This window comes from Candidatus Pedobacter colombiensis (assembly GCA_029202485.1).
Classification (GTDB): Bacteria; Bacteroidota; Bacteroidia; order Sphingobacteriales; family Sphingobacteriaceae; genus Pedobacter; species Pedobacter colombiensis.
Genome location: CP119313.1, coordinates 3,324,820 through 3,341,593, shown reverse-complemented (window position 1 = coordinate 3,341,593; position 16,774 = coordinate 3,324,820). Strand labels below are relative to the sequence as shown.

At 42.0% G+C, this 16,774-nt stretch carries 16 protein-coding genes; 13 read left to right on the top strand and 3 right to left on the bottom strand.

What is annotated here, in order from left to right:
• Positions 1-167: 167 nt before the first annotated feature.
• On the bottom strand, positions 168-1,358 hold the full coding sequence (locus P0Y49_14025) for a FecR family protein (protein WEK17916.1): 1,191 nt from the start codon (positions 1,356-1,358) through the stop codon (positions 168-170).
• Between the two features lie 203 nt (positions 1,359-1,561).
• On the opposite strand from P0Y49_14025, the gene P0Y49_14020 reads away from it, so the two are divergent.
• Both P0Y49_14020 and P0Y49_14015 read left to right on the top strand, forming a co-directional pair.
• Positions 1,562-2,083, top strand: coding sequence for a DUF2589 domain-containing protein (locus P0Y49_14020; GenBank protein WEK17915.1), 522 nt, complete (start codon positions 1,562-1,564; stop codon positions 2,081-2,083).
• Positions 2,084-2,287: 204 nt separating this feature from the next.
• Entirely contained in the window at positions 2,288-2,734 is a 447-nt protein-coding gene (locus P0Y49_14015; protein WEK17914.1) for a hypothetical protein, read from the top strand.
• A gap of 20 nt (positions 2,735-2,754) precedes the next feature.
• Here the strand turns inward: P0Y49_14015 and P0Y49_14010 are convergent, their stop codons facing one another.
• Positions 2,755-3,387, bottom strand: coding sequence for an RNA polymerase sigma-70 factor (locus P0Y49_14010; protein ID WEK17913.1), 633 nt, complete (start codon positions 3,385-3,387; stop codon positions 2,755-2,757).
• A 158-nt stretch (positions 3,388-3,545) separates the two neighbouring features.
• Entirely contained in the window at positions 3,546-3,926 is a 381-nt protein-coding gene (locus P0Y49_14005) for a hypothetical protein (GenBank protein WEK17912.1), read from the bottom strand.
• A 159-nt stretch (positions 3,927-4,085) separates the two neighbouring features.
• Between P0Y49_14005 and P0Y49_14000 the strand changes: the two genes are divergently transcribed.
• The 11 genes from P0Y49_14000 (at position 4,086) to P0Y49_13950 (ending at position 16,758) form a co-directional block, all read left to right on the top strand.
• Entirely contained in the window at positions 4,086-5,039 is a 954-nt protein-coding gene (locus tag P0Y49_14000) for a LytTR family DNA-binding domain-containing protein (protein ID WEK17911.1), read from the top strand.
• Between the two features lie 112 nt (positions 5,040-5,151).
• Positions 5,152-5,652, top strand: a complete 501-nt coding sequence (locus tag P0Y49_13995; protein WEK17910.1) for a GNAT family N-acetyltransferase — start codon at positions 5,152-5,154, stop codon at positions 5,650-5,652.
• Positions 5,653-5,950: 298 nt separating this feature from the next.
• Positions 5,951-6,235 carry a hypothetical protein gene (locus P0Y49_13990; protein WEK17909.1) on the top strand — a complete coding sequence of 95 codons (285 nt, stop codon included), beginning with the start codon at positions 5,951-5,953 and terminating at the stop codon, positions 6,233-6,235.
• 10 nt (positions 6,236-6,245) lie between these two features.
• Positions 6,246-7,085, top strand: a complete 840-nt coding sequence (locus P0Y49_13985; GenBank protein WEK17908.1) for an RteC domain-containing protein — start codon at positions 6,246-6,248, stop codon at positions 7,083-7,085.
• 308 nt (positions 7,086-7,393) lie between these two features.
• Complete coding sequence (locus tag P0Y49_13980) at positions 7,394-7,807, top strand: hypothetical protein (GenBank protein WEK17907.1); 414 nt, start codon at positions 7,394-7,396, stop codon at positions 7,805-7,807.
• Complete coding sequence (locus tag P0Y49_13975) at positions 7,792-9,000, top strand: hypothetical protein (GenBank protein ID WEK17906.1); 1,209 nt, start codon at positions 7,792-7,794, stop codon at positions 8,998-9,000. The genes P0Y49_13980 and P0Y49_13975 overlap by 16 nt, the downstream gene beginning before the upstream one ends.
• A 287-nt stretch (positions 9,001-9,287) precedes the next feature.
• Complete coding sequence (locus P0Y49_13970; protein WEK21797.1) at positions 9,288-9,581, top strand: DUF4134 domain-containing protein; 294 nt, start codon at positions 9,288-9,290, stop codon at positions 9,579-9,581.
• A gap of 6 nt (positions 9,582-9,587) precedes the next feature.
• On the top strand, positions 9,588-10,022 hold the full coding sequence (locus P0Y49_13965; protein ID WEK17905.1) for a hypothetical protein: 435 nt from the start codon (positions 9,588-9,590) through the stop codon (positions 10,020-10,022).
• A 38-nt stretch (positions 10,023-10,060) separates the two neighbouring features.
• The gene (locus P0Y49_13960) at positions 10,061-15,631 is read left to right on the top strand and encodes a helicase-related protein (GenBank protein WEK17904.1); all 5,571 of its coding nucleotides are present in this window, start codon (positions 10,061-10,063) and stop codon (positions 15,629-15,631) included.
• Between the two features lie 4 nt (positions 15,632-15,635).
• Positions 15,636-15,947: a DUF4133 domain-containing protein gene (locus P0Y49_13955; GenBank protein ID WEK17903.1), complete on the top strand. Its 312-nt coding sequence runs from the start codon at positions 15,636-15,638 to the stop codon at positions 15,945-15,947.
• A 10-nt stretch (positions 15,948-15,957) separates the two neighbouring features.
• A complete protein-coding gene (locus tag P0Y49_13950) occupies positions 15,958-16,758 on the top strand; it encodes a hypothetical protein (protein WEK17902.1) in 801 nt (266 codons plus the stop codon).
• Positions 16,759-16,774: the final 16 nt, after the last annotated feature.

Genomic DNA, 16,774 nt, shown 5'->3' with positions numbered 1-16,774 from the left:
ACTCTCGCGGGATGTTTTAAAACCCCAGACTTTGCCGGATCGCGCCCTTCACTGCGCTTTCCGGCTTTTTATTGTCTGAAGCATTATTACTACCTAATTTTAATTTTAAATACTTCTACATCATAGTTCGATCATAGGGTTAAACATAGGGTTAGCTATTGAGACCGTTAAGGTGTAATGATTAATTTCTTGCCCTTTTCTGTTGCTTCCAAAGCAAAGTGGATTTGCAGCGACTCAAATATTTTTAATACTGTTGCAAGGTTAGCCTGTCTGTCAATGGTTCCGGTTATGGTATCATCAGGAAATGTGCCGTGGTATTCAATTCTCAGGTCATACCACCTTGCAATCTGGCGCAAAACTTCTTGTACACTCGATTTCTTAAAGGTCATTTTGTTATTGACCCAAGCCATTTCCGAAGTTAGGTCTGCCTGTTGGACTTCCATATTGCCCATAGATTTGGTGACCATCTTTTGCCCTGGGATTAAGTTCATTGCCCTATCTGCCGAACTCACCTTAACGCTTCCTTCTTCAAGGGTGGTAACTGTCCGCCCTTCGTCAGCATAGCTATTGATATTGAAATGTGTTCCCAGTACGGTTACTTGCTGTGTGGCGGTTTTAACAATAAAAGGATGCTCTTTATCTTTGGCAACCTGGAAGTATGCTTCGCCGCTCAAAGTCACCCCCCGCAGCCCACGCCCCATGAAGGAAACAGGATAAGTGAGTTTTGATGCGGCATTAAGCCATACTTTGGTACCATCAGGCAAACGCACCTGATACTGGCCTCCATTCGGTGTTTCAATGGTATTGGACTTCATTGAAACGGATTGCTCTTCCAGGGTTGTATATTCAAGCTGGCCATCGCCTGCTTTCTTTATCAAGATTCCGGATTCAGACCCAATATTACCATCCATCGTGTCATTGAGATTTATCCTTTTGCCATCGGCTAGTGTAAGCATAGCTTTGTTACTGCCCGGTTCTATATCTTTCGCATTTATCACATAGCGGTGTTTAGTAGGTTGGCGCATTGATTTTAGAAAGTAAAGACCCAATAAGCTTATCAATAATAAGGTAGCTGCTGTAATAACATAAGTCCATATTTTGAAGCCTTTCGATTTCGGTGGTCGTTGGTCATTAATGTGTTTGAGCAAAGTTTCGTGGGTTGCGGCCAAACGCTTTTCCCTGTCGATATCCTGACTTAGCTCAGGCTGGTTAAACATGCTTTGCTCAATGAGACGCGTAACATAATCGTCCTCACTACCGGAACGTATATAGTTCATCAACTGCTCCACCTCGGCAATAGTAGCTTTGTTGGAAATATACTTGTTGAATAGGTTTATGATTTTCTGATTGTCTTCCACAGGTGCCTTTTATAGTAATACGGATACCTAAAGGGGTTCATCTGCTCCGGAACAAAAAAATTAATTATTTTTTATGCTGTTCCATTTTTGCATTCTGTTTTTATTAAGTCAGAAGAATTTGCTGTGCTGCAACTAAAGGTATTATGGATATGATGCCAAGTAATCTGAATAATTCCGTATGTTCGTTTTATAAACGCTTTAACATGGAAGAAAAAGATAATCTTCAGATAAACCCTCAGAAATTATCGACTTTAATAACGGAACCACTTCTCGCTGCAATTGCTGCCAGTAACAAAATGGCTAAGGCACAAACCGATTTCATACTGGAGACTTGTTTCAGGAAAAATGATTTGGGTCAATATGAGCCTGAAATGATTGAAATGACATTATCGCAGCAGGTAATTACTCCAGGTACATCAGAAAATCCGGAAACAACTTTCAAAAATATAGATACAACGGTCAAAGTACCTTTACTAACCATTGTGCCCGTAAATAGTATGGCTATAAACGAACTAACGCTCAATTTTGATGTAGAAGTTCTAAATGGTGGGGACAGGGGCGATAAAGGTTTACCGGAACTTTATGGGAAAGTGTCCGGCCAAAAAGTTGCAGGTAAGCCCATACTTTCCTTTAGTATTCATACTTCACAAATTCCATTACCGAAAGGGGTGAATATAATAATTGATGCTTTTAGTCAAAGTATCCAGGCAATTACTAAACCATAACAAACCCTATCATGAAAACAGAACAGCAAATTCCCTGTCCAGTTTGTAATACCTTAATCACATTTGATGCCAAACAGCTAATACTCGGCACCAATTTTCGATGTCCGGGCTGCCATACAAACATTGGTTTAGCTAATGATTCCAGGCCTATAGTCGAGCAGGCTTTGCAAAAATTGGATGATAGCCTAAAAAAAAGGAAAACTAATGGGAAGCCTGATTAATCTTCGTGGTTTTCTAACAGCTTCACGGAATTCTATTATAAAATCAACGCAGCAGATAACTGATTTTAATGAGCAGTTGCTTAAAGGCTATTATGATCCGCAAACGGGTGAACCACTTACCATATCGGTTAAGATGCCTGAGATACAATCCGGACAATTTGCCCTAGCATCACAGGATGTCCCGTTGCTTGCTATTTCCCCAATATCACAATTGGGGCTTTCTTCTGTAAGTATTAAAATGGAATTATGGGTATTAAAAGTGGATGGAGTGATTTATGTTACTATACCATCGGAAGCTGACCAAGTGCCTAATATTTCATCCAGCAAGGTTAACTTCAGTTTTGTTGTCGATCCATTACAAACTGAAGACGAATTTAGGAAGGAACTGGTTTCCGTTGAGGCTGCAGTAGGAAATCTGATGGTATCTTAGAGACTGCCTAACTATAACCCTTAATAGTTAAACAATAATGCGATCCAAATGACATACAAGCAGCGCCATAGTATTATGGTTGCTATTACCGCACCTGAATTATCTGCCGACATAAATTCTTCCTTTATAAATTTGGTAGCTTTTACAATATGGTCATTGATGGTAGAGGTTGAAATATTTAGCTGTTCGCTGACTTCTTTGTAGCTGATGCCTTCTATTTTGCAAAGCTGGTAAACCTGCCTGCGCATAGGGGGCAGCTTGCTGATGGTGGTATCCAAAATCACCTTGCTCTGTTTATAGGCCAATTCATCTTCCTGATCTGTATGCAGTTCTGTGCCTACGTGTATCAAGTAATTTTGAACCTGCGTTTTGACTTTCTCCCTACGCATGTAATCATATACAAGGTTGCTTGAAGTCCGGAACAAATAGGATTGAAAGGAAAGATTGCTGTCAATTGTTGCCCGGTTTTCCCAAAGCCTCATGAAAACATCCTGTAAAAACTCCTGGGCAAGATCAGGGTCTTTAACCAGGTGCAATATATTGGCGTATATCCTTTGGGAATAGGCATTGTAAATTTTCGTGAAAGCTTCGGAGCTGCCCTGGGTCAACTGCTTCAGTAACTCAGGCTCCTGTTCTAATGCTACTCCCTTCATTTTTATCCTGCTGCAATAATATGAATTTAATCATAATTTAACACAAATGCAATGCGGATTAAATCAAGGTTTTAATTAAAAATCCCTTGCAGGTAATATAACCGGCAAGGGAAGTAGTCTTTTGTCTAATTTTTTAAAATTTGGAATATCCTTTTGCCCTAAAGCAAAGTCCAGGAAAGGTGGATAGATGCATTGCCGGAAAGAACAGGCGATAGCCCGCCCTGGTGGATGATTTCCCCATCTTCATCAGAGGACAACTGCTTCGGCCTACCCATGGGATTTAGTGGGAGGTCATCCATCGTTATGCTGCCCCTGATATTTAATACTGCTGCAATCTGGCAGCCAAGGCTAAAAGCTGCACGTTCGGAAAGATCATTCAAATATGTTGCCTGACTGATTGTAAAAATAAAATGGGCATCCATAAAAGTTTTGATATCTGTAGCCAAAGCCTGTGCCTCAGTCAGCAAGTCCTCGTCTGATAGGAGGTAAAGTTCATTCTGTTTTTCGAGCAGTCCAATAGGTGTGAAGGGTTGTTTCATGTTTGTGAAAGGGTTAGATCAATAATTAAACAATAGGATAAAAAAGGCTTTCATTGCCGGCAAGGCCATTCCTCAATCAACAATATATTAATTATTATTAATATATTGTTAGCATTAAAGTTCTTATTGCTAACCAAATACCTTCCGATCCACCTACCTATGGAAACAGTTACTTCCGGCCCAGTAAGGCCGCATAAAAATTTTGAAAAACTCCTCCGCATTTTCCTGGCTATTATTGCCGCTCATTATATCGTTGTAAATGGCACCGATTATAATCTTTTAAAGTTGCTGATCAACAAAAACTATTACTTTGAAATGGCCTTTAGCGTGCTGGTTGCATTACTACTTGTAACCTGGATCAGTGCTGTCAGCTTCAGGCTTGACAAGCGCCTGGGATGGAACAGGCAAACAGTCCCGGAACGCAGCTTGTTCCAGTTCCTGCTGGGCGTAGCCCTTCCGCTTTTTGCGGAATTCATCTTTATCGTAGCTTATTTTTGGTTTGGTGCGCGCATCAATGTACTAAAGACTAACTTTATGAATACGGAGTTCAGGTTGGTTATTTTCCTGATCCTGTTTTTTAACCTTTATTGCATCGCCCGTTATTTTTATTACAAACAGCATATAGCCGAATTGGAACTGGAGCATTACAAACAACAGTTCCCTGTCCAAGCCCTTCAAGAACCTTTGCCGGAAAATGGCAGTACCGGACAGGATACCAGGTATGCACCGGAAACAGAAAATAATAAAAGGGAAATCTTTATCGTCAATACCACCTTACGCAGTATCCCTGTAAGGATTGAAGAGATATGCAGCTTCTACAGGGCCAGCGGCTGTTATTATCTGCGCACCTATGAACAAAGCATTAATGATGCCTTTGTTATCCCCCAGACCTTAAAAGAGGTAGAAGAACTCTTAGACCAAAACCAGTTTTTCCGGATCAACAGGCAAATGATAGTGAGCTTTAAATCCTGCGTATCCTTCAGGCCAGGGAAAGGAAAGATGCTGGAGCTTATTGTAGAACCCAAACATATAGATGAAAATGGAACCACGCTTGATTCCGTTTCCGTAAGCGAAGACCGTGTGCAGGCATTTAAGGCATGGATGGATAGGTAAGTCAGTATCTAAATATTTAGAACGCGTATTTTATTTGTGTAAGCATCCATTAATTTGAGAACTTTATGATGGAACCCACATTTAAAAACCTAATGCTAATAAATCCTAAAATATGGAACAAGACGGAAATACACCATTACAGTACAATATCACTTTGACTGAAACTGAAAAATATGATTTAGATACACTGTTTCAATTTCAGCTTGATAAAGAAGCAAATTATTTAGCTGCTTTTACAGCTAAAGACCCAAACGATAAAGCTGCCTATATTGAAAAGTATGCTAAAATTTTAGCTGACCCAACCATAAATATGAAGACAATAAAAATGAACAATACAATTGTTGGAAGTGTATCCAGATTTTTAATGGAAGGAGATAATGAAATTACATATTGGATTGACAAAAAGCATTGGGGTAAAGGAATTGCATCTACAGCGCTTAAAAACTTTCTGACCCTGGAAAACATAAGACCTATTTTGGGACGGGTTGCGTTTGACAATGTAGGTTCGCAAAAAGTTTTAGAAAAATGTGGCTTTATAAAAATTGGTAGAGACAAAGGTTTTGCAAATGCACGACAGTTGGAAATAGAAGAATTTATTTACAAGTTGACATAGCATTGATATAACAATGAACCAGAACCTGCCATAACCGTATCTCCATTTCCGTATAAATTCGGGACTACCAATTACTATGGATAGCCTCATTCCCCAAAGGGGCTATTGGTTAAAGAAAATGCCTGGAAACGGGAAGGCTTCTTCGGGCATTCAATTTTCTTTTTGGAGGATTCATCGGTCAAAACCGTGGACTCAGCAATTAAAACACCTACAGCTATCTGGAATGCTTTGTCGGAAGATAAATTTGCAAGCACTGTAAAATCAGTAAACATTTATCATCCTTAAACAAAGCCTTCACATGATTACAATTAAGAAACTGCCTGGAACATTCTGGGCGCCGGACACGTCCTCCATTTCAACTCCCACTCTTTTCAAGGGCATGTTCACTGCTCAAAAACACAAAGAACTCCTAACAAAAACAAAAACTTGTATTAAGGCTCAACCCGGTTTAGGATCAGGTAGACGCATTTTACATATCTTGCTTATAAATAAATCACCATTTGTTTTGCCCGTTTATCTTTTGGTTTGCTCACTTAAGCCAGCCAAAAGCAATCCTTTTGAATTGACACCTGGAAACCAATAAACATCAAACTATGGAGAAGTTAAGTAAAGACCTATTGTCGCGGATGCACAACGAGCTGCAAGTAATCGCAATAGAATCAGAAAATCCATTGCAAATGGCAGAAAGATCCTTTTACCTTGCAGATGCTACCGTTAAGGAATTAAAGGATACCATAACCCCTCAAAGCTTTAAAGGAAAGGAGCAGGAGATTAAATTCTTCAAGGAAATCAAACCTTTGTTCCAAAAGGAGCTGATCTACTATCAGGAGCTGTTCTACTATGAAGCTTCCAAGCCTTTTGGCAATGAAAAGGCCACCAAAGGTTACCTTTCTGAAGTTATGAAACGCATTCAATCCTATTTTGATAAGAACCGATACCTCTACAATTACCATCAAACCGGTTCCAACAGGTATGACGATGATTTTTTCCTAAGGCAAAGTGAGCGGCTGCCCCTGCAACCCATATCCACCATAGACCTTGACCTGGATTTCTCTACGCCTTATTCTACGACACTTGCAAAACTTTTAGCCTATGAACAGTTAAGGGACTACCTGCTTAATTCCGAATTCAATACAGCCAATTCAAACCTGCCTAATAGCACAGAGGCTAAGGAGCTGGGGCTGGTATGGTCTGATTCTAAGGCTGCGCTGATCGAACTGGCTTATGCTATCTATGCAAAAGGTTCTGTCAACTTTGGCAAAGCCAGTATCAAGCAGATTGTTACGGGCCTGGAATTTACATTTAATGTGCAATTGGGTAATTTCTACCGAACCTACCTTGACCTGCTGCTCCGGAAGAAAAAATCGACCCCTTACCTTGATGGGCTAAAGGACTTCCTGCTTATTTATATGGAAGAGAGCGTTGATAAGTAAAAAGGATCAAAATAATAGCAACATCTAAAAAACCCAAGCTTGGGTAAAATTGGGATAAATATTAAAAGGATTTCCTTATAACAGGTGTCAATTATACCCTTTAAATGCTCCCAACAGTATTAAAACCACATGAGCTTTGTCCTTATGTGGTTTTTTTACGCCCCCAACTCCGGAAAATTTAACAGAAAATATATTTACCCAAGCTTGGGTGAACTTGTGAAAAAAGGCTTTTGCGGCACTGCACTTTTGCTTCTGTAATCAGGGGAGGATAAACGCTCCCGGAGTTTAAACCTTAAAAACAGCAAGCAATGTTAGAAGCCATTACCTGGAAAACTTACCTAACCGTAATCCTCCTTTCAGTCCTGATCTATTATATCATGATCGGGTCTATTTTCTACCGCACAGAAATCAGGAACTTTTTAAAACGGCATAACCAAAAGGATGATGACAATGATTCGGAAGGGGCGGAGCATTTTTCTTCTTTCGACCAATTGGAAAACGTAGTAAAAGACATAAGGCATGACATCCTGGAGAAGGCAGGCAAAACCGCCAGCAAGGCTGAACTGCTTGGGCAGCTCAGCGAAAGACTGGCAAACTATGATGGGTTACATCAGCCTGCCTTCAGGATGGCCTTAAATAATTACATCATCCAACACGGAGAAAGTATCTGCGGGGTGGTTTTCAGCGAGCAAGAGCTGGAAGCAGCATGGGAAAAGCTGTAGGGCCCGACCTCAGGCAGGAGATGATACGAACCTGCAAAAAAAAGAGTACCCAATTCAATAAATTTTTACCAATAACCATGAAGAGAAAATTTTATGTAGGCGTGTCAATTCTGGCACTAACGGCAATCGGGCTTTTATACGCCTGTAAACGAACTGAGGGCATGGAACAAATGACCACAGACAAAGAAATGAATAGCAGGCCACTGGACATAACCGTTTCCAGTCCACAGGTCAGCAATAGCTGGCTGGAGTTTAAATCACAGGAGCAGTTTAATAACACGATGAAGATCCTGCATGAACAGTACCAAAGCCCTGAGGCGTTAGCCAAATGGGAAAGCACTTTTACCAAAAAGGATTTCGTATCACTGCGCAAGTTTTATGAACAGACGGATGCGGACAGTTCGGAAAAGCGGACTGCACCCACAGTGGATTCGCTGATCAGTACCAACAAAATATTGGATTGTCCCGATAGCTGGTTTGCAACGGTGCTTAGCAAGGATGGATACATACAGATTGCCGATACGGTATACAGTTTCAAGCCTGGGCAGAAAAATGGCGAAGCCTTTGCCGTACCTGCAAGGTATGCCACAGAGCTGATCAAAGGGATAGCCCCGGAAAGGATCAGCGGAAGCAAGATGCATCTGAGCTCCTTTTCTATTATTCCGATACCGCGCTGGAGCGAGGTTGGAGAGGATGTGCAGGGGGGATCTTCAAAAATTCCTATCTGTAGCTACCCCTCCAAATTCATGCCCAACTGGTGGGGACAGGTCGGCGGCGATATTTATGGCGGCGACAATGGCATGGATTTTCCGGAACATAATGGCCGGCAGGTAAAACTGCAATACCACAGATGGCGGGTGGGTTATATCTTCTATGCCAGTACAGGTGTCAGGGTAAAAATGCTGAAGCATACCCGTTTTGCAGGCTGGCTGAGCATTACCTACGCCGATTATATGATTATGGAAGCCTGTTGCAAAGGCCACCTATTCATTCCGGGCTTCCCGCTCATCCCTTTCAGTGCAAACACATTTCCAGCGTGGCCGGGCTTTATAAGATACTCAGAAAACAATTTTGAGAAAACGATGAAATGGGTGGCCAGCGGTCTGGCTAACGATATCCTGCTGGATCATTTCAATTTCCACTTTAAGGTCAATTATCGTGACCGGATCGTAGAACGGTTTATCAGGCAGTAACAAGAAATAAAGATACTGCGGGGCGGCCTGCCATTGGGAGATGGTGATATGGTTTGGGTTTGTAGCAGCAGGCTTGCCCCGCTTAGTAATTGCTGCCGTAGCCAGGTGGACAGGACGAGAGGACGGATAGAGGAAAGCCGACAGCAATAGGAATACCGGGGGCGGAAAGTTGGGTTTGGAATGTGATGAAGATTCCGCCTTCCGGTATTTTTTTTTAAAAGGGAAGTATAAATCAACGTGAGATGGAAAAAGTGAAGAGAGGGATGAATAAATGCTCCCATATAAAAATGAAGAATACGCTGGTAGCCGTGGTGCTGACCATGATAGCTGCAACGACACTAGCACAAGATGGCAATGCCGGGATACAATCTGCCAATACACAGGTACGGGGCTATTTTGCAAACGGGGTAAACCTGATGTATGCTGTTGGTGCGCTAGTGGGACTCATTGGTGCCATCAAGGTCTACCAGAAATGGAACTCCGGTGATCCCGATACTAGTAAAGTAGCAAGCGCCTGGTTTGGCAGCTGTATTTTTTTAGTGTTGGTAGCCACGATTATCAAGGCATTCTTTAATGTTTAAACAGAAATGGTCATGCAGACAGTATTAAAAGAAAAACTACAGGCCTATATCACGGTCAACAACCCGGAGGTGCTGAACGAATTACAGGCAGGCTTATCGGTCAGTGCATACCTCGAAGATAAGGTTAGTGCCGTTATGCCACTGGTACTACACCTGTTAGAAGAAGGAAAACCTTCTTACATCATCGAGGAACTTGCATTGAAGGAAATGACTGCATCGCTACGTCCTTCAAAGTTTAACTACATCAAAGAGCTATTGGAATCAGATTTCTTGGATTCCTATCAGGCGTTCAGTACAGCTGGTGTACTGACTTACGAATGCATCAACCTTATTGAAGCATGCAAAGACATCTTTGAGACCTTCTCCTTTAGCGAAGACAATGAAGATGACCGCTTCTTGAAATACGCAGTGATCGCAAAGATTCACGAATACCTTAATTAATCCATTACAGAAACAGTGCAGCAGGAAAAGACGGGACAATGGCATACAATACACTACATAAACTAAGGGACAACATAGCAGCGATCCGCATTGCCCTTGTCTTCAAGCAAGGGGATGTATTAAGCGATACAGCACTGGCTGAACTCCGTTTGTATTCCGGATTTGGGGGAATTAAGGCTGTACTGCTTGGCAATGGTTCAAAAGAGGAGTGGACAGCACAAGGTGCTATAGCCGCAGATTTCAGGCTCTATGATGATGTCATTTCATTGCATCAGTTATTAAAGGAGCATTTTGATGACATACAATACGGCCAGGTAATCGCCTCCATGAAAAACAGTGCATTGACTTCTTTTTATACGCCGGAAGTAATCCCACAAACGTTATATCAATCACTTGCTGAAAATGGTATTTATCCCAAACGGATCTATGAACCATCAGCAGGGGCAGGTATATTTATTACAGAAGCTTACAAAGCTTTTCCAACACTGGAACTGGTAACAGCCGTTGAAAAAGATTTGTTGACAGGCAAAGTATTACAAGCAATTGCAGCCGGTGAAAAAAAACTTACAAGTGTCCAGGTGTGCGGCTTTGAGGAGTCTACTAATGATGACCACGGGCAATATGACCTGATTGTAAGTAATATCCCATTCGGCAATTTTACGGTGTATGATCCGGCTTTCCCCCAGAAGGAATTATCAGGCAAGATCCATAATTACTTTTTTGCCAAAGGACTTGAAAAGCTTGCTGATGGCGGCATGTTGGCCTATATTACTACTTCGGCCTTCCTGAACAATGCTTCCAACAAAGAGGCGGTCAAGTATCTGTTAGAACGTGCTGATTTTGTCAGCCTGCACGTACTGCCCGATAACTTAATGAAGGATACCGGCAATACAGAAGCGCCCTGTCACTTACTTGTGCTTCAAAAAAACAGCAGTAAGGCTGAAATCAAATCTTATGAAAACTTTTTGCTGGAGACAACAGCAAAAAGAAACGAATACGGAAGCTATACGGTGAGTAGTATGATTGCTTTGCGGGAGCATGATTTCATTATAGGTAATGTTATAAAAGCGGGTACCAACCAATATGGCCAGGCTACAGAGGTTATCTGGCAGGAGGGTGGCATGGATCAAATCGCTGTCCCATTAAGCAGAGCATTATCCCTAAGGCTACAACATGATTTTAATAAGGAAGCCTTTGCACAAATATCATTTGATCCGATACCAACAAAGACCACAAAGGAGCAAAAACTAACGCTACTGCCGCTTCCCGAAACCAGGCCTATAGATGTTACGGTTCAACTTGGCTTATTTGATGTCGCGCCGGCTGAAAGTATCAACCGCGCCCATTCTTATCTCACCGATAGAGATACAGCGCTGATCCAAAAGCAAACGGTGAGGATCATTAGCACCATTAAAACCAAAGAAGCACCGGGTCATGAAAGTATTTTACTGCTTACTGCAAAGCTTACAAAGGGCAACCGGTTCGCCTATAAACTGATCTCCAACCTCCAGGAGATTGAAGCGCCTGCTTTTTGGATGGATGCATATCAATTAAGTCAGCACCAAAAAGCGCTGGGAGAAAAGCTTAAGGAGTATGACCATGCTTATTTCTTCGAAGGTGATTTGAGCCTTGAAAGCGCCTTTGGCCTAAAGGTAGATGGACTTTCTCCTTACAGCGAAATGAAACCATTTTACAGGCTGGATACGCTCGTTACCCAGGATGGCATGGTTGGGCTGATTACTTATGAAGACAGGGCAAAGCAGCATCCATTGTTTGATCCGTTGGTATCGCAAAATGACCTTGATTTTTACAAGGGTTATACGCAGGTAAGGGATCTTTATCTGGAACTCTTCCATGCGGAGGCGAGTGATCCGTTACAACTTTCTAATGCTACGCTCAGAAATGAGTTGAATGAACAATATGATACGCTGACAGCTGCGTACGGACAGTTCAATAGCCCAAAGAACAAAAAGCTGATCATGGCCGATGTTGCATTTGGATTAAATGTACTTTCTTCACTGGAACGCCGGGATCTGGAACAATACGTAAAATCAGATATTTTCTCCCTTAACCTAAATCTTGCAGAAGAAGCATTTAAGACTGATAAGGCAATAGAGGCACTTGCCCATTGCCTGAACATGAAAGGCTTTGTAGACATAAATTTCATTGCGGGCATTATTGAAAAGAACCAACAGCAATGTATTGCAGAACTAGGTGAACATATTTATCTCAATCCCATTACCGACAAATGGGAAACTGCCGATGCCTTTTTGAGTGGTAATGTGGTGGATAAACTGGCACGTAGTTTATCAAAGGTTCAGGATGAAGCTAATAACACACAATATCAACGAAGCATAGATGCACTAGAAAAAATACAACCTGAAAAAATTCCATTTGAGCTATTGGACTTCAACCTTGGCGAACGGTGGATACCGGTATCTTACTATGAGAAATTTGGCAAACAGCTCTTTGACCTGGAAACTACTGTTAGTTTTCTTAGCTCACTTGATACCTTCAAGGTAACGATAAAGGGCAGCAATGCTAAAGTAGACCAGGAATACGCCATACGGCCTAAAAGCGGGAAGAATACTTATGGCTATACTTTGCTCGAACATGCACTTGAAAACACTTCACCTTTCTTTACTTATGAGACACAGATAGGTGGTCAGACCGTCCGGATTCCGGATAATGACGCCACCCAACTTGCTCACCAGAAAATTGAAAACATAAGAGGGGCCTTCCTGATCTGGTTAACAGAACTTCCTTCAGCCGAAAGAAAGGCACTGGAACTTTTATACAATGACACTTTTAACTGTTACCGGTTGCGGGAGTATGATGGTAGTCATCTGAGCTTTCCAGGGCTGAACAAGGCTGCCCTTGGTATTGAAGACCTGTACAGCTCACAAAAAAATGCAGCATGGCGTATCATTGAAAACCGTGGTGGCCTGATCGATCATGAAGTAGGACTTGGAAAAACGCTTACCATGATTATTGCCGCACAGGAGATGAAGCGCTTGGATATCGTGCGTAAGCCAATGATCCTTGCGCTGAAATCCAATGCCAGCGAGATCAGGGATACCTATAAACTAGCCTACCCCAAGGCAAGGATACTGGCACCGGATGACAGTGATTACGAACCAGCGAAAAGGCTACGCCTTTTCCATGAAATCAAAAGCAATAATTGGGATTGCGTGATCCTGACCCATGATCAGTTTATCAAAATACCACAGGCACCGGAAGTGCAACAAGCCATCTTGCAGGCAGAACTGGACTGTGTAGACCAGGATCTCGAAACGCTCCGCTCATTGGGTGATGATATTTCAAAGTCAATGCTCAAAGGATTAGAGATCCGGAAAAATAACCTTACTGGGAAACTCAAAGGGATAGAAGCCCGGATAGAAAAAAGTAAGGATGAGGGCATCGATTTCCGTGAAATGGGTATTGATCATCTTTTCATTGATGAATCCCATAAATTTAAGAACCTGACTTTTACCACCCGTCATGGCCGTGTATCCGGCCTGGGCAATACAGAGGGCAGCCAGAAATCGCTCAATATGCTTTTTGCTATCCGTACACTGCAACAGAAATTCGATGCCGACCTGTGTGCTACTTTCTTATCCGGCACACCCATATCCAATAGCCTTACGGAGTTGTATCTCATATTCAAATACCTGCGCCCAAAGGAGATGAAGCGTCAGGGTATTGAAAATTTTGATGGCTGGGCTGCAGTGTATGCCCGCAAGACGACTGATTTTGAATTCAGTGTTACCAATGAGATCATTGCCAAAGAAAGGTTCCGTCATTTTATTAAGGTTCCCGAACTCGCGATGTTTTATAATGAGATTACGGATTATAAAACCGCTCAGCATATCCATCTCGATAAACCGGAACTGGACGAAGAGCTAGTGAGTATCAAGCCCACAGGGGATCAGCAGGAATATATCAAGTGCTTGATGGCCTTTGCGAAAACAGGAAATGCCCATTTTATCGGGCGGCCAGCGCTTAGTGCCAGTGAGGATAAGGCAAGGATGCTTATCGCCACCAATTATGCCAAAAAGATGTCTGCCGACATGCGGCTGATTGATCCGGTTCTATACGAAGACCACCCAAACCATAAGGTAAATGTTTGCGCCAGAAAAGTAGCGGAGTGGTATGAGAAGAGCCATGAGCAAAAGGGTACGCAGATTATCTTCTCCGATATCGGGACACCAAAAGCCGGTGTATTCAATCTTTACGATGCCCTCAAGGAAAAGCTGGTAAAGGATTTTAATATCCCTGCCCATGAGATCACTTTCATTCATGACAATGACTGGGTTGGCGTCAAAAGAGCAAAGCTATTTAATAAAATGAATAGCGGCCAGATCCGTATCCTATTGGGCAGTACGGAAAAAGCAGGCACCGGCCTTAATGTACAGCAACGCATGGTGGCCATGCACCATATCGATATCCCCTGGAAACCATCGGAGCTGGAACAGCGCAATGGACGGGGCGCACGTAAAGGAAACTGGGTGGCTAAAGCGCATTTTAACAACAAGATTAAGAGCTATATCTATGCTGTGGAACAAAGCCTGGATAATTACAAGTTCAATTTGCTGAAGAATAAACAGCTCTTTATCTCCCAGATGAAAAACAATGAACTCCATATCAGGACCATTGATGAAGGGTCAATAGATGAAAAAAGCGGCATGAATTTCAGCGAATATATCGCTATCCTTTCCGGTGATACTTCGCTGCTGGAAAAGAGTAAGGTGGAAAAGAAATTGGCCGTACTTGAAAATCTGAAAAAAGCCCATTTCCGTGAAATCAGTAATGGCAGATTCAGCCTTGAAAAAATGATTCTTAGTTGTGAGCGTAAAGAAGCTATTTTAGGTAAGCTACGGGAGGACAACTCCCACTATCAAAGGGTACTGAAGCATGAAAAGGATGGCATTAAATCCAATCCCCTACAACTGAGTGGCTGTAAGCATGCTGACACGGAAGTATTGGGTAAATATCTTATTGACCTTCATCAGACTGCTTATCAAAGTACCGACAACAGGCATATTGGGAGCTTATATGGATATGAACTTTTCCTGGTACCAAAATCGGAAACCAATAGGGATAACATAGCTATAGCTTGCAATTCATTTTTTGCAAGGCGTAGCGAAGATGGTATTCATTACACCTATAATGGCGGCTATCCTAATACAGATAATCCAAAACTCGCCGCCAGGTATTTTCTGAGTGCTATTGATATGGTAGGTCAACTCGAGCAAAGACACCAAAAGGAATTGATTGAGCTAAAGAAAGAAATCCCCCTAATGGAAAAAATCCTGGAAAAGCCCTTTCAACAAGAAGAGGATTTGCTAAAGCTCAAAAGCACGCTATCGCTTCTGGAAAAAGAAATCAATAGTAAAATTCAGGAAAGGCAGTTGGCAGAACGGCAACCGAAAGATAGTGTGGAACAAGATCAAGTGGATGGCGTGGTCACCAAAGTTGAAAACCTGTTGCTGGTTAGTCATATTGATGCGCATCAGCAAACGCACAGCAATATAAGGCCGCTTTATCAGAACAAGGAAACGGAAGAAAGGGCTATGAATCCGGTTAGGAGCAGAAAACTAAGAATGTAATATTATGGCAAACAGTGTATATCAAATCAACAAAGGCATTAACCGCAGCATTGAGTTTAAGGGGCTGCGCGCGCAATACATCTGGTATCTGGGCGCAGGCATTCTACTACTGCTCATGGTATATGCCACAATGTACATCATCGGGTTGCCATCCATTTTATGTGTGATCATTATTGCTATTGCAGCCAGCGGACTTATGGTCAAGGTATATGCACTCAGCAATAAATACGGGGAGTATGGCATGATGAAGGCGATTGCAAAACGGAGCATACCCAGGCTGGTCAAATGTAACAGCAGGAAAATATTTATCTATTAAAAAACGAAAGATGGAAAGGCAATTACCAACAATAGAAATAGAAGGAACTACCTTTTTGGTGGATGTAGCTAAAAAGGAACTGAGGGAACTGGGTAAGGATGTGAATACCATCTCCATTTTTGAGATGGATGATAAAGTGACACATTACGAATTTGAATACGACAAGGTGAGCAAAAATATACCCTTTCCTGGTTATCCTGATCTTATCGATATCCGTATCCCGCAATTTGTAAGCCTTGACCCGGAAGGGATGGCAATGGTTTACAATAAGACAGTAGCCGAACTGGAAAACAAAACAGATTTTGATATTATGGTCAATCAGGAGGTTCTTGAAGCAAGGCTTTCAGGGAGGCTGACCACAATAGAGATTGAAGGCCACACTTTTTATGTAGACCTACCCATGGACTGTATCCGGCCAAAAGATGACTTTTCTACCCTTGGAATTACGTTCAGTGAGTTGGAAGAGCATAGATCCCCATTTGAGGAGTGTTACGTTTTTCCGTATAACCCTGCAACTTTCCAGATAGAACAGTTGGACTATGATAAGATCACGTCCATTCCCAAAGATATAGTCCTTATTGAAATTCCACTGGAACATAAACTAGATCCTGTCGGTTTCGCCAGAAAATATGAGCGGGAGCAAAGGGAGTTTGTCCGGCAAAATAATATCCAGTCGCATTTTATTGCTAAAAGAGTGGATTGGGCTGATACCTATATCCCGAAGCTTATTGAGGAAAATAAGGAAAGATTATCAAAAAAGCCGGAAGTAAAAGAAGAGACCCCTAAAAAAAGAAAAGGAAAAAAAATGTAATTGAATTCATCTTAAA